This window comes from Inhella crocodyli, assembly GCF_004004565.1.
Classification (GTDB): Bacteria; Pseudomonadota; Gammaproteobacteria; order Burkholderiales; family Burkholderiaceae_C; genus Inhella; species Inhella crocodyli.
Map to the genome: position 1 here is coordinate 79,641 of NZ_SACM01000002.1, position 20,061 is coordinate 99,701.

19 protein-coding genes are annotated in these 20,061 nt (G+C 67.9%); 8 read left to right on the plus strand and 11 right to left on the minus strand.

Features of this window, described 5'->3' with window-relative positions; genetic code table 11:
• Positions 1-103: 103 nt before the first annotated feature.
• The 4 genes from pth (EOD73_RS08285) to ssb form a co-directional block, all read right to left on the minus strand.
• Entirely contained in the window at positions 104-1,972 is a 1,869-nt protein-coding gene (gene pth, locus EOD73_RS08285) for an aminoacyl-tRNA hydrolase (RefSeq protein WP_127682533.1), read from the minus strand.
• Positions 1,969-3,852, minus strand: a complete 1,884-nt coding sequence (pth, locus tag EOD73_RS08290; RefSeq protein ID WP_164845996.1) for an aminoacyl-tRNA hydrolase — start codon at positions 3,850-3,852, stop codon at positions 1,969-1,971. The genes pth (EOD73_RS08285) and pth (EOD73_RS08290) overlap by 4 nt, the downstream gene beginning before the upstream one ends.
• Before the next feature lie 161 nt (positions 3,853-4,013).
• A complete protein-coding gene (locus EOD73_RS08295) occupies positions 4,014-4,784 on the minus strand; it encodes a THxN family PEP-CTERM protein (RefSeq protein ID WP_127682535.1) in 771 nt (256 codons plus the stop codon).
• Between the two features lie 243 nt (positions 4,785-5,027).
• Positions 5,028-5,525: a single-stranded DNA-binding protein gene (gene ssb / locus EOD73_RS08300; protein ID WP_127682536.1), complete on the minus strand. Its 498-nt coding sequence runs from the start codon at positions 5,523-5,525 to the stop codon at positions 5,028-5,030.
• A gap of 83 nt (positions 5,526-5,608) precedes the next feature.
• Between ssb and EOD73_RS08305 the strand changes: the two genes are divergently transcribed.
• Together EOD73_RS08305 and ubiA are read left to right on the plus strand one after the other, a co-directional pair.
• A complete protein-coding gene (locus tag EOD73_RS08305) occupies positions 5,609-7,318 on the plus strand; it encodes a M14 family metallopeptidase (protein WP_127682537.1) in 1,710 nt (569 codons plus the stop codon).
• Between the two features lie 13 nt (positions 7,319-7,331).
• The gene (ubiA, locus tag EOD73_RS08310; RefSeq protein WP_127682538.1) at positions 7,332-8,240 is read left to right on the plus strand and encodes a 4-hydroxybenzoate octaprenyltransferase; all 909 of its coding nucleotides are present in this window, start codon (positions 7,332-7,334) and stop codon (positions 8,238-8,240) included.
• A 7-nt stretch (positions 8,241-8,247) separates the two neighbouring features.
• Here the strand turns inward: ubiA and pssA are convergent, their stop codons facing one another.
• From pssA to EOD73_RS17545, 5 genes are all read right to left on the minus strand, one after another.
• Positions 8,248-8,874: a CDP-diacylglycerol--serine O-phosphatidyltransferase gene (gene pssA / locus EOD73_RS08315; RefSeq protein ID WP_164845997.1), complete on the minus strand. Its 627-nt coding sequence runs from the start codon at positions 8,872-8,874 to the stop codon at positions 8,248-8,250.
• Between the two features lie 9 nt (positions 8,875-8,883).
• Entirely contained in the window at positions 8,884-9,966 is a 1,083-nt protein-coding gene (locus EOD73_RS08320; RefSeq protein WP_164845998.1) for a nucleotidyltransferase domain-containing protein, read from the minus strand.
• Positions 9,959-10,882, minus strand: coding sequence for an HprK-related kinase A (locus EOD73_RS08325; protein WP_127682540.1), 924 nt, complete (start codon positions 10,880-10,882; stop codon positions 9,959-9,961). The genes EOD73_RS08320 and EOD73_RS08325 overlap by 8 nt, the downstream gene beginning before the upstream one ends.
• The gene (locus tag EOD73_RS17540) at positions 10,879-11,163 is read right to left on the minus strand and encodes an HPr-rel-A system PqqD family peptide chaperone (RefSeq protein WP_164845999.1); all 285 of its coding nucleotides are present in this window, start codon (positions 11,161-11,163) and stop codon (positions 10,879-10,881) included. The genes EOD73_RS08325 and EOD73_RS17540 overlap by 4 nt, the downstream gene beginning before the upstream one ends.
• A gap of 64 nt (positions 11,164-11,227) precedes the next feature.
• Positions 11,228-11,860, minus strand: coding sequence for a hypothetical protein (locus EOD73_RS17545; protein ID WP_164846000.1), 633 nt, complete (start codon positions 11,858-11,860; stop codon positions 11,228-11,230).
• Positions 11,861-12,126: 266 nt separating this feature from the next.
• Between EOD73_RS17545 and EOD73_RS08335 the strand changes: the two genes are divergently transcribed.
• Positions 12,127-12,933, plus strand: a complete 807-nt coding sequence (locus tag EOD73_RS08335) for a head GIN domain-containing protein (protein ID WP_164846001.1) — start codon at positions 12,127-12,129, stop codon at positions 12,931-12,933.
• 37 nt (positions 12,934-12,970) lie between these two features.
• Here the strand turns inward: EOD73_RS08335 and EOD73_RS08340 are convergent, their stop codons facing one another.
• Positions 12,971-14,479 carry a YifB family Mg chelatase-like AAA ATPase gene (locus EOD73_RS08340; RefSeq protein ID WP_127682543.1) on the minus strand — a complete coding sequence of 503 codons (1,509 nt, stop codon included), beginning with the start codon at positions 14,477-14,479 and terminating at the stop codon, positions 12,971-12,973.
• A 254-nt stretch (positions 14,480-14,733) separates the two neighbouring features.
• Between EOD73_RS08340 and EOD73_RS08345 the strand changes: the two genes are divergently transcribed.
• Genes EOD73_RS08345 through amt form a run of 3 tightly spaced genes read left to right on the plus strand, consistent with a single transcriptional unit; the run spans position 14,734 to position 17,365 of the window.
• On the plus strand, positions 14,734-15,465 hold the full coding sequence (locus tag EOD73_RS08345; protein WP_127682544.1) for a TorF family putative porin: 732 nt from the start codon (positions 14,734-14,736) through the stop codon (positions 15,463-15,465).
• 10 nt (positions 15,466-15,475) lie between these two features.
• Positions 15,476-15,814: a P-II family nitrogen regulator gene (gene glnK, locus EOD73_RS08350; RefSeq protein ID WP_127682545.1), complete on the plus strand. Its 339-nt coding sequence runs from the start codon at positions 15,476-15,478 to the stop codon at positions 15,812-15,814.
• Positions 15,815-15,841: 27 nt separating this feature from the next.
• A complete protein-coding gene (gene amt / locus EOD73_RS08355; RefSeq protein WP_127682546.1) occupies positions 15,842-17,365 on the plus strand; it encodes an ammonium transporter in 1,524 nt (507 codons plus the stop codon).
• A 58-nt stretch (positions 17,366-17,423) separates the two neighbouring features.
• Here amt and EOD73_RS08360 read toward each other — a convergent pair whose 3' ends face one another.
• Positions 17,424-17,813, minus strand: a complete 390-nt coding sequence (locus tag EOD73_RS08360; protein ID WP_164846002.1) for a response regulator transcription factor — start codon at positions 17,811-17,813, stop codon at positions 17,424-17,426.
• 91 nt (positions 17,814-17,904) lie between these two features.
• Here EOD73_RS08360 and gshA point away from each other — a divergent pair, with 91 nt between their 5' ends.
• Together gshA and EOD73_RS08370 are read left to right on the plus strand one after the other, a co-directional pair.
• The gene (gshA, locus tag EOD73_RS08365) at positions 17,905-19,212 is read left to right on the plus strand and encodes a glutamate--cysteine ligase (RefSeq protein WP_127682548.1); all 1,308 of its coding nucleotides are present in this window, start codon (positions 17,905-17,907) and stop codon (positions 19,210-19,212) included.
• The gene (locus EOD73_RS08370) at positions 19,212-19,961 is read left to right on the plus strand and encodes a transporter substrate-binding domain-containing protein (RefSeq protein ID WP_127682549.1); all 750 of its coding nucleotides are present in this window, start codon (positions 19,212-19,214) and stop codon (positions 19,959-19,961) included. Before gshA ends, EOD73_RS08370 begins: the two co-directional genes overlap by 1 nt.
• Positions 19,962-20,061: the final 100 nt, after the last annotated feature.

Sequence of the window (20,061 nt, forward strand, 5' to 3'; positions counted from 1 at the left end):
GCAATCCGAAGGCACGGCTTTGCGAGGCCATGTCCGAAGGAAACGTCACGGCCCGCTGACCCGATACGGTGTTGGTGGCGATCGACGCGCTTGGCGGAAGCACCTAGCCTGGCAAATGCAGGGGCACGATCTCGGCGATGCGCTCTGCCACGGTGCCGTGGCAGGCGCGCAGAGCGTCCAGGGCCGAGTTGGGCAATGGTGCAGTGACATAGTCGGCGCGAATCGGACCGGCCTCCGGCTTGACACCGATGCGCACACGCCGCACCCGATCGGATTGCGCATGCACCAAAACGCTGGCAACGCCACGATGTCCGCTCGCGTGCCCGTGCATCTTGACCTGCACCTTGCCCAGGCTGAGGGCCAAGTCGTCGTGCACCAGCAGCACACGCTCGGGCGGGAGCCCGAGGTGCGCCATCAAGCGCACCACGATTTCCCCGGTCCAGTTGACCGGTGCATTGGGTTGCAAACACAGCAAACTGCAGCCGGCCATGGTCACTGCGGCCCAAGCGCCTGCGGGCGACTCCGTCCATTCGCCGCCCCCACTTCGCACGATGGCTGACAAGGCTTCAGCGCCTGCGTTGTGGGGCGTCCCGAGATAAGCGTCACCGGGGTTGCCCAAGCCAATCACAAGCCAATCCCTGGGCCCCAATTGCGGCCACGGCACACTGGGCACGTCGCGGTCCCATCGGGCTTGTTGCTCGACCCCTGGAACTTGGCCGCGCCGGTCTTGCATGCGGTCGGGACAGTCGCTGCAAAACTGTTCGCGGCGACAGTCGTCTTGCCAACAGCGCACCTCGTTGCTGCGTGCCAGCACCAAGCGTTGTAGGTGGTCGATCTTCCCCGTGCCCTTCAGCAGCACCAGGTCGCCAGCCTTCGCATGCTGCGCCAGATGCGCCTGGGCCCCCCACACCGTGTCGAAGGCCCACACGCGCCCGCTTGCCCGACCTTGCACTTCCAATGCAACGGTGGCCCAAGGGCCGACCACCAGCACTTCGTCGGACACGTCGGCCAGGCGCTGGACGAGCTTGGCGATGTGCTTCTCTTTGCTGGCTCCCTTGGGTTTGTCCGAAACCTCGCCCAAAACGACCCACTTTCGTGGTGCTTGAGCCTGGGCGAGGAAATTCACGCAAGCGTCCAAGGTCCACATGGGCGCTTTGAAATCGTCCCGAATGAAATGAAGGCCATCGGCGGTGGTCACGGGCTGCATGCGCCCGTCGAAGGCGGGAACGCGCGACAGCGCGTCGGCGCACTGTTGGAGGCTCAGGCCGCAGACCAAGGCCACGCCCACTGCACCGAGTACTGCCGTCACCCAATGATTGCCGCACAGTTGCGTGGTTGCGCGCACCCGTTGGTTGCCGTGGACGAGCGTGAGGGTCAACCGGTCGGGCCAGTTTGAGCGAACTTCCTCGGCTCGCAAGTCAGCTTGGGCCGCCAGGCCGTAGGTCAGAACGCTCCCGCGACATTCAGCCGCCAAGGCCAGGGTGGGCGCGTCGTCGGCGTTCAACACCGCTGTGCCGTGGGCGGGCAAGCCGCGAACCAATGCGGCCAGCTCCTCGGCAATGCCCTGCGGGTGGGTGAACGCGGCGGCATGGTCATCGCGGAGCAGGGTGATCAAGGCGACCGAGGGCTGCAACAGTGCGAGGTTCTGTTCCATCACGCCTGGACGGTCTTCGCTGATTTCGACCAAGCCGTAGTCGTGCCAGGGGCGCAGGCGAACGACCATCTTGGCCACTTCTGGGACAGCGTTCAGCGAGGCTCGCGTGGCTTCTCCACGCAGGTGCTGCGACAGGATCCCCTGCAGCAATTCCTTCGCGGTGGTTTTGCCTGCGCTTCCGGCCACGCCGATGCAACGGGGGCGCTTGAGCCACGGGCGGTAGGCCAAGCCGCAGCGCACCCAGACCCGGTCCACGGCGGCGTCGCCCACCTTGGCGCGAAGTCGCCAGCCCAGTGCAGCCCACAAGTTAAGTGTCATGTCTCGGCCTTTCGTGGCGCCTGGCGCAACAAGGTCCGCAGGCGTGCCACCGCCTGCTCAACCCCCGCATTCGCGAGCGCGTGGGATGACGGGTCGAAGGGCTTGGTCACGTGGTCGATCCACGATTCGGGGGGCTCGCTGGGGCGCGCCCCGACCTTGATGCGGCAAAAGCCGTCGGACTGGAAGGCGACCAAGACGGAGTCGATGCCTCGGTGTCCGCCGGCGCTGCCTGCCTGCCGCTGCTTCACCGTGCCCAGGGGCAGCGACAGGTCGTCGTGGACCAACACCATTCGCGCGGGCGCCAAGCCCCAGCGCTCGGCGATGCGCCGCAGCGCCGGGCCGGTCAGGTTGATGGCCACTTGGGGCAGCAGCAGGGACACCGAGCGGCCGTTCAACGAGCCCCGGGCGACATGCATGTTTGTGTCGCGGTGCCAAGTCCATCCTTCCGCCGCGGCCAGGGCCTGCAGCGTGGCGGCACCCAGGTTGTGCGGGGTGTTGTCGTATTGCGCGCCAGCGTTGCCCAATCCGACCGCGACCCACTCGTCCGCGGCGGGTGGCGCAGCTTGCCATGGGTGTTCCGGGGCGGGTGCCTCGTCATTGCGGACCGCCGTCGCCCCGTGGTTGGGAGGACGGCTGCGGCGGCCCAATTCCGGGCAGCTGGTGCAGCTGCGCGTCAGGCGACAGTCGTCACGCCAGCAGTCGACTTGCCTGTCCCGGGTCAGCAGGAGTCGCTCCAAATGGTCTTGCTTGTTGGTGCCCTTGAGCCACACGAGATCCCCAGACCTCAGCTCGGCGTTGAGAAAGGTCGACAGGTCCAGCACGCTGGAAAACGCCATGCGTCGGGTCGATGGGTGGCACCGAGCGCCCAAGGCCGCCGTCGCCCAGGGGCCGACGAACAGCGCCAGGTCGACCAGCCCGTTGAGTTGCTCCGCCAGTTGGGCGTAGCGCTTTGCCGCGCCGACGCCAGGCCCAAAGTCGGACAAGCTGCCGATCACGGCAACCTTGCGCGGGGCCTTCGCTCGCTGCAAGAAATCCAGGCCCGCCGCGACCGTCCAATACGGCGCTTTGTAGTCGTCCCGCACGACGTGCACCCCGTCGGCGGTGGTAAGCCCTTGCATCCGTCCGCTCAAGGCCGGCAAGCTGCCCAGCACTTGTGCGCACTGCCGCAGTGACAGGCCGCAGGCCAGCGCGGTGGCCACGGCCCCCAGCACCACCGGCACCCAGTGGCGGCCGTGGAGTTGTGTCGTGGCGCGTGCCCGCTCGTCGCCGTGTACGAGGGTCATCGACAGCGTGCTTGGCCAGTCGCCGTCAACGTCTTCGGCCCGGACGTGCGCATGGTCGGCGACCCCATACGTGATCACTCGGGCGCTGGTGTGCTCCTGCAGGGCCGCGATCTCGGGCTCGTCGGCGTTCAGCACCGCGGTGCCAGAGGCCGGCAGTGACGCCAGCAGGCAGGCAAACTCCGCCAAGACCTGCGCCGCGCCCTCGAATGCGGCCGCGTGGTCGTCGCGACGCAGCGTGACCAGGGCCACGGACGGGCGAAACAAGGCAACGTTGGCGGCCATGGCCCCGGGCTCGTGCTCGGTGAGTTCTGCCACCGCATAGCGGTGCCAAGGTCGCATCGCCAGCACCACCTTGGCGATCTGGTGCAGCATGTTCAGCGAGCCGGGGTTGGCCACGCCCGGTCCCGTGGACGCCAGCAGCCCGTGGATCAACTCTTTGGCGGTCGACTTGCCGCCGCTGCCGGTGACCCCAATCGCGATGGGGCCACGCACCCACGGGCGGTAAACCCGCGCGAGCCGAACCCAGGCAGCATCGACCCGGTCACTGCCCACCCAAGCGCGAATGCGCCAAGCGAACGAATGGAGGATGGAGCGCAAGCGACGCATCGATGGACGAAAGCACGTCAGGCTGAGGGGTCCGAGTTTCGTCGTGCAGTCCCGCGCAGGGCGATGGCTGTGAACTCGTACCGCGGGGATCCCAGAAAACACAACAGGGTGCCGAAGCACCCTGTTGGTAGGAGAGAAGGCGACGCCTTCGCTTAGGCGGCCTTGCGACGGCGGGCGGCAAAGCCCAAACCGGCCAGACCGAAGCCCACCAGGGCCAGCACGCCAGGTTCCGACACCGTGGAGATGCGGAAGCCGAACGGCACGACCGTGGCCTGGTTTTCTTCGGTCGTGAAACCGACGCAACCGGCAGCTTTGCCCGCGGCGGCGCAGGCGGCCGGCGGCAGGGTTTGGAACGAACCCAGGCTCAGCGGGAACACCGTGATGGCGTACGTGATGCCGTCGTAGGTGAACTGCTGGGCGCCAGACGCTTGCGACGGGTTGTCCAGCACGAAGATGTCACGGCACGGGGTGCTGCTGGCAACCGCGCAGGTTTCCACGTTCGGCGTTTCGACAAACTTGATGTCGATGTTCTGCAGGCTGGGCGGGAAGGTCGGGCCCGGCACCGGCAGGGTGGGCGTCAGCACCAACTGGGCTTGCAGCGTGGCGGATGCCAACGTCGCACCGAAGATCGGGAAGTTGTTGTGCGTGACAGTCACGCCATTACCGATGCCAGTGTTCGTGGCCACCGTGCCAGCCGCGGGGTCGGTCAGACTCAGCGAGGAAATGCCGGCGGTCGTGGCGGGCGTGCCCCAGCTCAGCAGTTGCGTACCGACTCCGCTCGTGTTGGCGTTGTCAGTGTTCTTGGCCGCAGACCACTTCGAGGTCAAGGTGTAGGACCACTGCGTGACCATGGCCGCCGAGGCCGAGGTGCTCAGCGCGAGGGCCACGCCAGCGGCAGCCGTCAGCTTCAGAAGTTTGTTCATCGTCGTCCTCCGACAAATTGGGTTAGGTGACCAGTGGTTAGCAATGCCTGTGCCAGGATCCAATTCGCGCCGAAAAACGAAATGCAATCAATGAGTTACAGATCGTTTGCTGGCGACGATCGCCAGGCGGGCTGAGGGGCTGTAAAGCCTTCCGACAAGGTCGACGGGGCGAAGGAGCGCCGTTTGCACCAAGAAAAAGGGGCCCCTGGGGGGCCCCGGCGGGGTGCGGTCAAGCGACGCCGTTCAGAACGGGATGTCGTCGTCCATGTCGTCGAAGCTGCTGGCCGGCTTGGGGGCCGGGGCCTGACGCGGGGCTGCCTGGGGCCGCTGCGGGCGCGGGGCGGGGGCGCCGCCGTGGTCGTCGTCGTGGCCTCGGTTGTAACCGCCACCGCCCGAGCCGCCCTCGTCACGGCCGCCCAGCAGTTGCATCTGCTCGGCGATGATTTCGGTGGTGTAGTTGTCCTTGCCGTCCTTGTCCTGCCACTTGCGGGTCTTCAAGCGACCTTCGACGTAGACCGGGCGCCCCTTTTTGAGGTACTCGCCAGCGATTTCGGCCAGACGGTCGTAGAACACCACGCGGTGCCATTCGGTTTCTTCTTGGCGTTCGCCGCTGTCTTTCGACTTCCAGTTGCGGGTGGTGGCGATGCTGACGTTGCAAACCGCCGCGCCGCTGGGCGTGTAGCGCAGTTCGGGGTCGCGCCCCAGGTTTCCAAGAACGATGACTTTGTTGACCGATGCCATGGCGAGCTCCGCTGTTCAGCGTAAATAGTGGGGCCGGGATGATACGGGGCAGCGCTGCCGCTGGGGGCTCGAACAATGGGGGCATGCCCTCACTGCCCATCCCCGACTTTGCCCGCTTCTACAAGCACGACGAACTCTTGAGCCTGCTGGCCGCTTACGCGGACGCCCGGCCCGACCTGGTGGAGCGCCAGGTCATCGGCCAAAGCTTTGAAGGCCGGGACATCGTGCTGCTGGTGCTCACCAACCGAGCCACCGGGAACCACGAAGACAAGCCTGCCCTCTGGGTGGACGGCAACATCCACGCCGCCGAACTGCTGGCGTCCACAGCGGTGCTGTACTACCTGCACCGATTGCTGTCGACCTACGGACAAGACGAGGCCGTCACGCACTTGTTGGACACCCGCACGGTCTACCTCGTGCCGCGCCTGAACCCCGACGGGGCTGAACTGGCCTTGTCAGACCGGCCGCGGCACATCCGCAGCAGCACGCGCCGCTATCCCTACGACGAGGCGCCGGTGTCCGGCCTCACGCCGGAGGACATCGACGGCGATGGACGCATTTTGAGCATGCGGGTGGTCGACCCGCACGGCGGCTGGAAGGCCGACGCCCAGGACCCTCGTTTGATGGTGGCGCGCGAGCCGGGTGAGTTTGGCGGCACCTACTACCGGGTGATGCCCGAAGGCTTGATTGCCGGCTTCGATGGCGTGCAGATCGCCGTGAACCCGGACCCCGAAGGCCTGGACCTGAACCGCAATTTCCCGTCCGAATGGCGGCAGGAGTTCGAACAGGTGGGCGCGGGGCCCTACCCGACGAGCGAGCCCGAGGTGCGGGCGATGGTCGACTTCATCGTGAAGCACCCCAACATCGGCGCGGCGCTCAGCTATCACACGCACAGCGGCGTCATCTTGCGGCCCAGCACCGCGCGCAGCGACGACGACCTCTTCCCCGAAGACCTGTGGCAAATCAAGCGCTTGAGCGCGCTGGGCACGAAGCACACGGGATTCCCCGCCGTCAGCAGTTGGCACGACTTCCGCTACCACCCGAAGGAAACGATTTCGGGAACCCAAAGTTGGGTGTACGAACACCTGGGCGCCTTGTTCTGGGTGGTGGAACTGTGGAGCCCCAATCGCGAGGCCGGGATCAGTGGCTACCACTGGACCGACTGGTACCGCGAGCACCCGGCTGACGACGACCGCAAGCTGCTGGCCTGGGCCGACAGCCTGGGCCCGGATTCGGCCTTTGTGCAGTGGCGTCCCTTCCAACACCCCCAGTTGGGCGCGGTGGAGATTGGAGGCTGGGACCTGATGAACTTTTGGCGCAATCCGCCACCGGCCTACCGCGAGAAGGAAGTCGAACGCTTCCCGGGGTGGATGAACCAGATCGCCTTGAGCCTGCCCAAGCTGGTGCTCTTGCAGACCGAGGTCGAGCGTCTGGGGCCCGAGAGTTGGCGGGTGCGCATGGCCGTGGCCAACAGCGGCTACCTGCCCAGCACCGTCACGCTGCAGGCCGAGAAGCGGCAGGTGGTGCGGGGCCTGGTGTTCGAAATTGCCGATGCCGACGATCCGAACGCGCCCCTGCAACTCGCGCCGGGACAGCACCGCCGCGTGCAGGGGGGGCAATTGGCCGGGCATGCGGCCAAGACGAGCCCCCAAGCCTTTTTGCCGACCAAGGCCATCACGGGCGATCGCGCCCAGGTCCAGTGGTTGATCCAAGCGCCAGTCGGTCAGCGCTTGCGATTGCAGGCCAGGCACCCGCGCGCTGGGCTGGTGGACGTGGTCCTGAGCTTGGCCTGAGCACAATGCGCTCATGTCCGCCACGCCCCGATTGACCGAGCGCCTGCCGCTGTACCTCGACCTGATCCGGTGGGACCGCCCAGCGGGGTGGCTGTTGCTGCTGTGGCCCACGCTCAGTGCCCTGTGGTTGGCGGCTGACGGATTTCCGGGGTGGCACCTGCTCGGGGTTTTCGTGGCGGGCACCGTCCTGATGCGCTCGGCGGGCTGTTGCGTCAACGACGTGGCCGACCGCGACTTCGACCGCCACGTCAAACGCACGGCCCAACGCCCCGTGACCAGCGGCCGCGTGGGCGTGCGGGAGGCCTTGCTGGTCGGGTCGGCCTTGGCCTTTCTGGCTTTTTTATTGGTGCTGACGACCAACCCACCGACCCTCTGGATGAGCGTTGCCGCCCTGGCGGTGGCCGTGGCCTACCCCTTTGCCAAGCGGTGGGTGTCGATGCCCCAAGCGGTGTTGGGCGTGGCCTTTAGCTTTGGCATCCCCATGGCGTTTACTGCCGTGCAGGGCAGTGCGGAATGGCGATGGGGGGCCGTTCCCGACGCGGTGCCTTGGCAAGCGTGGCTCATGGTGCTGGCCAACCTGAGTTGGGTGCTGGCCTACGACACCGAGTACGCGATGGTGGACCGCGACGACGACTTGAAGATCGGCATCCGAACCAGTGCCATCACCTTGGGGCGCTTCGACGTGGCGGCCGTGGCCTTGTTCTACGGGCTCTTCTTGGTCGGCTGGACCTGGGCCGGCCTTCAGTTGGGGCTCGGTCGGGGCTTCTTGCTCGGCATGGCCGTGGCCGCGGGCCAAGCGGTGTGGCATGTGAAGCTGATCGCCGACCGCTCGCGAGAAGGCTGTTTCCGGGCTTTTCGCCTGAACCACTGGATCGGCGCCGCGGCTTTTGCTGGCGTCGTCCTGGATTTGGGCCTGCGCTAACGCCCGCTCAAAGTTTGGGGATGCGAATGCGGCTGACCATCAGCGAGCCGCTGAGGAAGAACAGCAGCGACAGCGGGTGCAGGGTCCAGCCCAGCCATTCCATCGCGCCACCCCACAAGTGTTCCCCAATGGCGCCGCTGTGGGCTGCTGCGGCGAGCAGGCCCACCAACAGCGTGGAGGTGGGGATGGGCGTGCCTTCGAAGTAGGCCACCTTGTCCGAGCCCTCGCTGAGCTTTTCGGCCGTGATGTTGTAGCGGGCCAAGCGCGACACGCCACAGGCGACGAAGAAGACCAACACCGCGCGATCCCAGCCGCCCTGCATCCCCGCGGCATAGGCAATGGCCGCGGGCAGCACGCCGAAGCTGATCACGTCGGCCAAGGAATCCAACTCGCGGCCCATGGCGCTGCTCGCTTGGCGCCAGCGGGCGATGCGTCCGTCCAGCACATCGAACACGAGGGCGGCGGGCACCAGCGCGCAGGCGCTGAGCAGGTGGCGAACCTCCTGCGTTTGGAGGTAGGACATGGCCGCGAACAGGCCGGCCACTCCGCAGAACGCATTGCCCAGGGTGAACCAGTCGGCGAGGTGGAACTCGCGGATCATCGAGAAGGGCTTGGGGCGAGGGGCTTGCGACATGGCCCGAGCTTAGCCCTCGAGTCGGGCCGTGGTGGGGGCGTGGTGGTCGCGCCAGCGCCGACGCAGTTTGTTCAGCAGGTGCGGCACCAGCAGGCGAAGGGGCAGCCGCAAGGTGTGCGCGCGCAAGTACAGCAGGGTCTGGGCCCCGCGCCGGGGCCCACTGTCGCGTCGAGGGTGCCAACTGCCTCCCGCCGCGCGGAACAAGGGCCGCAGCAGGCGGGCCGACACCATGCGCCAGGTGGTCAGGCGCGGCCACGCCGTGGGTGCGGCCCCGAGGCGCGATTGGCGCTCCCATTGGACCTGCAGCAGCACATCGTCCACGCCGAGTTCGCGGGCACGCTCGGTCAGTCGGGTCTCGAAGGTCGGGTCCTGGCGCAGGCCTTGTTGGATCAGGGCGTCGATGTCGAGCAGGTCCCGCAGGGCGCGGTCGAACTCGCCACTGAGCACGCTGTGCAGCGCGCTGTGCAGCACCATGTCCTCCGACTGCAGCGTGCGCAGCTGGCGGTAGCCCGGCACCACCGGGGCGGCAGCGAGCAGGACCTCGGTGTCCACCGGGTAGCGCCCGAGGGGTGGGGAGATTGCGTGGTGCAGGTCCACGGTGCTGCCGCGGCGCACGTGGGTCACGGGGGGGACTTCGTGGGACCACTCGCGGTAGAAGCGCTCGTCGTGCGCATCGCCGCGGAGGTCGCCGATCCAGCCCGCGGCCATCAGCGCGCCTTCGACCCAGGCCAGGTCCGAGCGACGGACCAGCAAGTCCAAGTCGCCGAACTGCCGATGGGCGGCGAAGGGCAGGTTCAAGGCCACGTAGGCCGCGCCCTTGAGCAGCACCCAGGGCACGTCCAGCGGCTCGATCGCGGCCGCCAAATGGCCAATCTCGCGCTGCATGTGCTGCAGGCGCAGCGTTTGCAAGTGCAGTTGGGCTTGCAAGTGGGCCTGGGCCTGCGGCGGCGCTGGCAATGCCCCGGATACCGCGGCCAAAGCGGGCAACAGGCCCGAGCTTCGCGCCTCCGCGATGCGGTCCGACCAGGCACGGGGCGTGGTCGGCGCAGTGGTTTGGGGACGCCGCAGCACATCGAGCAGGGGATCACGCAAGGCCGAACTCCTCTTGGGTGATCGAGGCAATGGCTTGCAGCGCGGCCGCCAGCGACCCGTAGCGGGCGTGGTGGCAGGTGCTGCGCGCGAGCATGGCGGTCAAGGCCTGGAACGCGGGCAAGCCCAGTTGCTCGGCGTTGAAGCTCTGGCCCATCAGGTCCAGCAAGGTGGCGGGGCGGGGCAGGGGGGTGATCACGGTGCTGGCCTCGGCCGCGAACTGCGGAAACACCACCCATGCTGGCGTGGCCGGCTCGTCCAGCCGGGCCACGTGCTCGGGCAGGGGCTGCAGGTGGGCGATGCTGCCTTTGACCGTGTCGTGCGTGACTTGGGTGAACACAGCACGAGGGCTGAAGCCTCGGATGAGGTCGATCGACCTGTTTTTCAGGCTCACGCCCCGGCCCAAGGGCAGCAGGCGGGGCTCGGGCTCCATCGTCAGCAGGGCCAACTCGTCGGTGAGCAGGCGCCAGCCGCTGAGCATCAGGGCGGCGCACAGGGTGCTCTTGCCCGAGCCCGGCGGCGCAGGCATGACCAGGGCGCGCCCTCCGCGCTCCAGCACGGCGGCGTGGATGAGCACGTGGTGCTTGACCTGGCTGGCCACGCACCAGTTCATCGCCCACTCCAGCAGGGGATTGGCGTGGGCCACGGGCATCAAAGCGAAGGGCCGCTCGCCGTTGGAACTGAAGGCCAACTGCCAGCCGCCCTTCGGTCGCCACACGCGCTCGACGGCCACGTCGAAATCGACGAAATCCTCAGGGCCGGCCACAGGGTGGCGGCCGTAAAGCACACCCAAGTGGTCGTCGATGGCGGGCTGGTCGGTGCGCAGACGGTAGACAAAGGGGCCGGTGCGCAGCAGCAGGCCGTCGCCGCGCAGGCGCCGGCGGCGTTCAGCGGCCCCCAGTTCGTCCAGGCAGGTCATGGGGTCCACTCCCGGACCAGGCCCAAGGTCACCAACTCGTTCAGGGCGCGGTCCACGGCCGCCGCCTGCTCGGCGGGATCGTCGTCGGGGTACTCGGCGCGCAAGGCGGCTTTGACCGCCTCGGTGTCCATCGCCTGGGTGCAGATTCGCTCCATGACGGCCCACGGCAATTCGGTCAGCAGGTGCAAGCCCCCATCCCGGGCGTCAAAGAGCACCGCCTGGCCGTCGGCCGCAAACACCGTCAGGCCTTCGAGGTGGGCAAGGTAGCGCGTCGGGTTCATGGGGCAATGAAAAGGCCGGCCGCCTTTCGGCGCCGGCCTTGACCGACACAAAGGTCTAGGAGCTTCAAGCGGGCTGGTGCGTTTCCAGATACGCCTTGATGAAGGCCAACGCGTCGGCGTTGCCCTCCATGTACAGGCTGGTGATCTGTTGCGACGTGAACGGGAAGTTGTCGTTGGCGTTGTACTCGTACTGCACCTCGTTGGAGCGCGCATTGAGCCAGGCGCCCAGCCAGTGGCGGTCGTTGGCGCTGGAGAAGCCGCTGATGCTCATCACTTCCCACATCGTGGCGGTGCGACCACTGACCTGAAGCGCGCCGCCCGGCAGGGCCGTGGTGTAGGGCAGGTCCGGCAGCGTGGCCATGCCGCCTGTCCAGCGTTTGGCCTTGACTTGGTTGTTCTGGCCCCACCATCCCGGGCTGTACCCGCCGCAGGTCTTGGTGCCTGGCGTACCGCTCAAGAACGCGCCACCCTTGTACTGGCCGGTGCGCTGGGCGTTCTGGAACGACTGCCAACCCGACAAGGAGCACACGATGACCGGGTAGGCGCCGCCGGCTCCGGTGCTGGTCACCAGGCGTTCGCCGGTGGTGGCCATGGCCACGAGCGGCGCGCCGCCGCTAGCGGCGGCCACGCTGGCGCCCTTGAGCAGCGCACGGCGCTTGGCGCCGGCCGTGGGGGCGGAGGTGGGGGTGTCAGACATGTGGGACTCCAAGCGATTCGTGGGGCGCGCACGCCTTGGCGGGCGCCCGCGCAGTCGGGTCTCCCGACAGTTGTTGGCGAGTGTTTCATAACTGGCCGGGCGGGCAAGGCCTGCGGCCCCCCTGATTCGGGTGGCATGGCGGCAGGTCCCGCGCACCCGGTCGGGCTTCTTTGCGGACCATCCCACGGAAGCGTCGTTCGGTCGCATGCGAAGCGCCAGATTCGCCGCGATTCGCGAGCATGGAGATCACTTTCAGGAGAACTCCCATGCCCATGCGCCGTTCCGCCGTTGTCGTGCTGTCGAGCCTGGCCTTGCTGGCTTCGGCCGTCCGCGCCGAAGAGCAAGAGTGGGTCTTGCGCATCAAAAATGAAGCCAAGCAGTGGTCGTTGAGCGTGGGGCACACCTCGGTTTACGGCTCTGGGGGGCCTCGCATCAAGGGGTCCGGCCAGTGGGTCGAACGCACCCGTGCGGTGGCCCCATTCAGCCGGGTGCGCGTGGACGGTCCGGTGGATGTTCGACTCGCCCAAGCCGGGGCCGACGGCGTCAAAGTGGGGGCCGACGACAACGTGGAGGCGCTGGTGACCACGGCCGTCGAAGGCGACACCCTGGTGGTGGGCTTGAAGCCGGGCAGCAGCTTTTCCACCCGGCAGCCTGTGCGGGTCACCGTCGAGTTCAAGGACCTGCAGTCGCTGGAGCTCAAAGGCTCGGGCGACGCGCGCCTGGACCGGCTCCAAGGGGAGCGTTTGCGCGTCCAACTCTCGGGCTCGGGCGACTTGGACATCGGCTTGCTCGAGGTGCGAGAGTTCACGGCAGCCCTGAGCGGCAGCGGCGACTTGGCAGTGGCGGGCCGCGTCGAACAGTTGGACCTGCAATTGAGTGGCAGTGGTGATGTGAGCGCAAGCTCACTCAGCAGTCGGCAGCTGCGGGCCACGCTGTCGGGCAGTGGCGACGTGCAGGTTGGCGTGAGCCAGGAGTTGGAAGCCGTGCTCAGTGGCAGTGGTGACTTGCGCTATGCCGGGCGCCCCAAGGTGAAAAGCCAGGTGTCGGGTTCGGGCGAATTGATGGCCCGTTGACGGGGCCTTGAGCCCCGATTGAGGGCCGGTCTAGCGCTCAGCCGGGGTTGTCGAGCGGGCGGCGAAGTTGGATCGCCTCGGCCACCGAGGCCGCGTCGAGCTCGTCGCGGGCGGCCAAGTCCGCCACCGTCCGGGCCACGCGCAACACGCGGTGGTAGGCCCGGCCCGACCACGCCAGCTTGGTCGCAGCCTGCTGCAACAAGGCCCGTGCCGCTGGCGCCAAAGGGGCGTGGCGCGTCAGGTCTTGGGCTTCCAATTGGGCGTTTGGCACGCCCTGCCGATGAAGGGCCCGGTCGCGCGCTTGGGCCACGCGCCGGGCCACGTCGGCGCTGCGCTCGCCCCCGCTCGCGGCTTCCAATTCGGTCGGTGCCAGCACGGGCACGACCACGGCCAGGTCGATGCGGTCCAGCAAGGGGCCGGACAAGCGCGCCCGGTAGCGCGCCACAGCCTCCGGGCTGCAGCGGCAGGCGCGAAGGGGGTTGCCCAGGTGGCCGCAGGGGCAGGGGTTCATCGCGGCGATCAGTTGGAAGCGCGCCGGGAACTCGCTGCTGCGCGCGGCCCGCGCGATTTGCACCCGGCCGGTTTCCAGCGGCTCGCGCAGCGCTTCCAGGGCCGGCCGCGGGAATTCGGGCAGTTCGTCCAGAAACAACACCCCTTGGTGGGCCATGGAGATCTCGCCCGGACGCGGGGGTGAGCCGCCGCCCACCAGCGCGACGCTGCTGGCACTGTGGTGCGGGGCACGGTACGGCCTTTGCGCCCAGGCCCGGGGGTCAAACCCGGCTTGCAGCGACCGAACCGCGGCCGCTTCGAGGGCGTCCTCGGGGCTCAAGGGGGGAAGCAGGCCAGCCAGGCGCGCCGCCAACATGGACTTCCCAGTCCCCGGTGGCCCCTCGAGCAGCAGGTTGTGCTGGCCGGCGGCGGCGATCTCGAGGGCGCGCTTGGCCGCGGCCTGACCGCGAACGTCGGCGAGGTCGGGTGACACCGGGGGCGCGCGCAAGGCCTCTTGCACGGGCATCAGCAGGGGCACCGCCCCCTCGGGTTGGAGGGCGGCGACCACGTCCAGCAGGTGGGGTGCTTCGCGCACTGCCAGGTCGGGCACCAAGGCCGCCTCGGCGGCGCTGCCCGTGGGCAGCACCAGGCCGCGCTCGCCCGCGCGCGCGGCCAAGGCATGGGCCAGGGCCCCGCGCACCGGCCGCAGGGCACCGCTGAGCGAGAGCTCGCCCGCCCACTCCCAAGCCGCCAAGGGGGCAGGGTCGATTTGGCCGCTGGCGGCCAACAGGCCCAACGCGATGGGCAGGTCGAAGCGCGCGCCTTCCTTGGGCAGGTCGGCCGGCGCCAGGTTCACCGTGATGCGCCGGTCGTGGGGGAAACGCAGGCCCGCGCTGGTCAGCGCGGCGCGAACGCGCTCTCGCGCTTCCTTCACCTCGGTGTCGGCCAGGCCCACCAAGGTGAAGCTGGGCAGCCCGGGGGCCAGGTGCACCTCGACGCTCACCGGCAAGGCTTGCAGGCCCACCAGGGCGCGGCTGTGCAAGGTCGCCAGGCTCATGTCGACTCCCCCTTCGCATGGATGCGTCGTTCGTGGCCGGCGATTCTGACGGCGCCGGAGCCGGGGGCCATCCCCGCACTTGGGTCCCTGCACGCTTCTGGTGCGCGCCCCCGCCGCAGGCGGCGAGCGGTGCGCCGTCGTCCCTGTTTTGGTGCAAATGGCGTTGGATGCCCGCGTTTGGGGCTGGCACAGAAGCTGCAACTTGGGGGTGAGCCTGCTTCCCTCATTCACACGACCCCCCGATTGGAGAACCCATGACCCGAGCCCAGACCCTGAATCGCCTCGCCCTGACCTTGGTGGCCGCTGCCGCCGCCGTCACGGCCCTGCCGGCCCAGGCCGCCGATTCGCTGAGCTTCAACGCCGGCGTGACCACCGACTACCGCTACCGCGGCATCTCGCAGACCCGCCTGAAGCCGGCATTGCAAGGCGGTGCGGACTTCGCGGCCGACAGCGGCTTCTACGTCGGTGCTTGGGGCTCCACCATCAAGTGGGTCAAGGACGGCGGCGGTGACGCCAACGCCGAAATCGACCTGTACGGCGGCTACAAGACCGAGATCGCCAGCGGCCTGACCCTGGACGTGGGCGTGCTGCAGTACGTGTACCCCAGCAACAAGCTGAACCCCAGCGCCAACACCTTGGAAGGCTATGGCGCCCTGAGCTATGGCCCGGCCACCCTGAAGATTTCGCGCAGCTTCACCAACCTGTTCGGCTTTGCCGACAGCAAGGGGTCGATGTACTACGACCTGAGCGCCACGTTCGACCTGGGCAGCGGCTACTCGCTCACCCCGCACGTCGGCCACCAAACCGTCAAGAACCTCAGCGCCGCTTCTTACACCGACTACTCGCTGACGTTGAACAAAACCATCGATGCCTTGACCCTGAGCCTGGGCGTGGTGGACGCCAAAACCGGCGTCTACATCAGCCCGGTGGGCAACAAGGACCTGGGCAAGCGCGCCGTCGTGCTGGGCGCCAAGTACACGTTCTAAGGAGACCCCCATGAAACTCATCACGGCCGTCATCAAGCCGTTCAAGTTGGACGAGGTGCGCGAAGCCCTCTCGGCCATCGGCATCCAGGGCCTCACGGTCACCGAAGTCAAGGGCTTCGGCCGCCAAAAGGGCCACACCGAGCTGTACCGCGGCGCCGAGTACGTCGTCGACTTCCTGCCCAAGGTCAAGATCGAAGCGGCCGTGGCCGATGGCGTCGTCGACCAGGTCGTCGAGGCCATCGAGAAGGCCGCGCGCACCGGAAAGATCGGCGACGGCAAGGTGTTCGTCCAGTCGCTCGAGCAGGTCGTTCGCATTCGCACCGGCGAGACCGGCGAATCCGCCCTGTAAGCCGCCACCCCCGAACGGAGAATCTTCATGAAAAAACTACTCGCCGCCTTGGCGCTGGGGGTCAGCTTGCTGGCACCGGCCTGGGCCCAGGATGCCGCGGCCAGTGCCGCGGACGCCGCCTCTGCCGTGGCCGCCGTGGCCGCGCCTGCGGCCGACGCCGCTTCGGCGGCGGCCGCCGCACCGGCTGAAGCCGCTTCGGCCGCCGCCCCGGCCCCCAAGATCGACAAGGGCGATACCGCCTGGATGATGGTGGCCACCCTCCTGGTCATCTTGATGACGGTGCCCGGCCTGGCCCTGTTCTACGGTGGCTTGGTGCGCGCCAAGAACATGCTCAGCGTGCTGATGCAAGTCATGGTCACCTTCTCGCTGATCGTCGTGCTGTGGACCTTGTACGGCTACAGCCTGGCGTTCACCGAGGGCAATGCCTTCATCGGCGGCTTTGACCGGGTGATGCTCAAGGGCGTTTGGGACAACGTCGCCGGCACCTTCGCGCCGGCCGCGACCTTCAGCAAGGGCGTCTACATCCCCGAGATCGTGTTCGCCGCCTTCCAGGCCACGTTCGCCGGCATCACCTGCTGCCTGATCGTGGGCGCGTTTGCCGAGCGCATCAAGTTCAGCGCGGTGCTGGCCTTCTGCGCGATCTGGTTCACCTTCAGCTACCTGCCCATCGCCCACATGGTCTGGTTCTGGATGGGCCCGGACGCCTACAGCAGCGCTGCTGTGGCCGACGCCATGAACGCCAAGGCCGGCTACATCTGGCAGCACGGCGCCCTGGACTTCGCCGGCGGCACCGTGGTGCACATCAACGCCGCCGTGGCGGGCTTGGTGGGTGCCTACATGGTGGGCAAGCGCGTGGGCTATGGCAAGGAAGCCTTCACCCCGCACAGCCTGCCGTTGACCATGACCGGCGCGGCCCTGCTGTGGGTGGGCTGGTTCGGCTTCAACGCGGGTTCGGCCCTGGAAGCCAACGGCTTCGCCGCCCTGGCCTTCATCAACACCTTCGTGGCGACCGCCGCCGCCGTGTTGGCCTGGTGCCTGGGTGAAGCCCTGCACCGTGGCAAGGCCTCGATGCTGGGTGCCGCCTCTGGTGCCGTGGCAGGCTTGGTGGCCATCACCCCGGCCGCTGGCAACGTGGGCGTGGGCGGAGCTTTGGCCATCGGCCTGATCGCCGGCTTCGCCTGCCTGTGGGGCGTGACCGGCCTGAAGAAGCTGCTGAAAGCCGACGACTCGCTGGACGTGTTCGGTGTCCACGGCGTGGGCGGCATCTTGGGCGCCCTGCTGACCGGCGTGTTCGCCAGCCCCAGCCTGGGTGGTCCCAGCGCCATGGGCGACTGGGTGACGGCCACGATGATCGCCCCCGATGCCTTCTCGATCGCCACGCAAGTCTGGGCGCAAGCCAAGGGCGTGCTCATCACGATCGTGTGGAGTGCGGTGGTGTCGGTGGTGGCTTTCAAGCTGGTCGACTGGACCATCGGCCTGCGCGTCACCGAGGAAGAAGAGCGCGAGGGCCTGGACATCGCCAGCCACGGCGAGACCGCTTATTCGAAGTAAGTCGCGCCATTCGGCACAAGGCCGCCCCTCGGGGCGGCCTTTTTCTTGGGCGCTGCGCTCAGTGCGGCGCCGTGTCGCGGGACTTGAGCATCACCATCACCACTTCCAGCAGCCGGGCCGGCGAGAACGGCTTGGTCAAGAAGTAGTTGGCACCGGCGGCCAGCGCAGTCTGCTTGTCGCGCGGCTCCTGGCGGCTGGTCAACATCAGCGTCAAGGTGCCGCTCAGGCCGGACTCGGCCTGCAGGGCCTGGAGCACGTCCAAGCCGTCCACGTCCCCCGGCATCACCTGGTCCAGCACGATGAGGTCGGGCCGCAGCGCCCGCGCCAGCTGCAAGGCCAACTGGCCGTTGGGGGCCTCGAACAAGGCGAACCCTGCGTCTTCCAGGGCAAAGCGCACTAGGCGCCGGATGTCGGCCTGGTCGTCCACGATGAGGATCTTGGGTTTCACGGGCGAAGCATAGTCAGCTTGCAGTTCGTGGCATCGACCCCACTTGCCCCGTTCCTAGAATGGCCCTAAGCCCCCGAGAAAGCGCCGCCCCATGGTCCCCCACCTGATCACCGCCCTGACGGGCCCCATCAACGAGCTGGAGCAGCGCATCCTGGAGTCCATGCCGGCCATCGAGCGCTGGTTCCGGCTCGAGTGGATGGAGCACACGCCGCCCTTCTACACCTCGGTGGACGTGCGCAACGCCGGTTTCAAGTTGGCTCCGGTGGACACCAACCTCTACCCAGGCGGCTTCAACAACCTCACCGACGCCATGCTGCCCTTGGCAGTGCAGGCGGCCATGGCGGCGATCGAAAAGATCTGCCCCGAGGCCAAGAACCTGCTCCTGATCCCGGAAAAGCACACCCGCAACACCTTCTACCTGGCCAACGTGGCCACCCTGGTGCGGATCTTTCACCAGGCCGGCTTGAACGTGCGCCTGGGCACGCTGGACGAGACCATCACCGCGCCCACGCCCCTCACCCTGGCCGACGGCAGCACCCTGGTGGTGGAGCCGCTGATTCGCAAGTCCGGCCGGCTGATGCTCAAGGACTTCGACCCCTGCACCATCCTGCTGAACAACGACCTGTCGGGCGGCATTCCCAACATCCTGAAAAACCTGGAGCAGCAGTACCTGCTGCCGCCGCTGCACGCCGGCTGGGCGGTGCGCCGCAAGAGCCAGCACTTCGCGGCCTACGAAGAAGTGGCCAAGAAGTTCGCCAAGCTGCTGGGCATGGACCCCTGGCTGCTGAACCCGATGTACGAGCAGTGCGGCAGCGTCGACTTCGCCGAGGGCACGGGCATCGAATGCGTGCAGAGCCATGCCGATGCCTTGCTGACCAAGATCCGCCGCAAGTACAAGGACTACGGCATCAACGAGAAGCCCTTCGTCATTGTCAAGGCCGACAACGGCACTTACGGCATGGGCATCATGACCGTGCGCGACGCCAAGGAACTGGACGCGCTGAACCGCCGCACGAAGAACAAGATGTCGGTGGTCAAGGACGGTCAGCAGGTCAACGAGGTCATCATCCAAGAGGGTGTGCCGACCTACGAGCGCGTCAACGGCGGAGTGGCCGAGCCGGTGGTCTACATGGTCGACCGCTACGTGGTGGGCGGCTTCTACCGCGTTCACGCCGACCGCGGCATCGACGAGAACCTCAACGCCCCCGGTGCCAGCTTCGTGCCCCTGGCCTTCGCCGAACCGGCCAGCTTGGCCCGCCCGGGCCAGAAACCGGGGGCCAGCGCGCCCAACCGCTTCTACATGTACGGGGTGGTGGCCCGCCTCGCGATGCTGGCCGCCAGCTACGAACTGGAGCGCACCGACCCCAACGCCGAAGAGCGCGAAGGCGTGCCGGCCTGATGGGCGCCTGGGCCCGCAGGATCCTGGTGCTGGGTGCCCTGGTGGCGGGCGCGGGCCTTCGGGCGGCGCCGACCGCGCCCGACCTGGGGGCCCTGCGGGTCTGCGTGGCCGACATGGCCTACCCGCCGTACATCACCTTGGACCTGGCCCACCCCGGTTTGGCCGAGCGGCGCTTGGTCGAGGCCGGGGCCGCGGTGGGCGTGCGGGTCGAGATCGCCTACCTGCCTATCCGCCGCTGCCACCGCATGGTGCGCGACGGTGACATGGACCTGGTCTACCTGGCGGCCACCCCGCAAAGCCTGGCCGAGTACCGCTTCCCGCGCACGGCGCAGGGCCAACCCGACCGGGCGCTGCGCATCGCGCAGGAACTCGTGGTTGTCGTGGTGCGGCGCGCCGATCCGGTCGTTTGGGACGGCAAGCGCTTCGGCCAGCCCCCCGCGCTGGGCACGCGGGCCGGGCTGCGCATGGCCCGCGAAGCGGCCGAGCGCCTGGGCCTGGCCGTGGACGACAGTGCCTTCGACGCGGCCCAAGCGCTCCGGAAGCTCCAGGCCAAGCGGCACGACGCGGTGCTGCTCTTGCAGGCCGACGTCGAGCAACAGGGCACCCTGATGAAAGAACTGGACTTGCTGGCCCTGCCCAAGCCGGCCGCCACCTTCGACGGCTACATGGCCGCCAGCCCCAAGTTGCACCCGGGTCGCGAGGCCGCCCTGCGGGCTTATTGGAAGGCCCTGCCCCGCTGGAAACCTTGAGCGGGTGTCCCGCGATGCCAATGCTGCATTGCAGCATTGGGGCCAAACCGGCGCACAATCTCGGCAACTGAACTCCGGCGGCACCTCTCCCAGGTGCCGC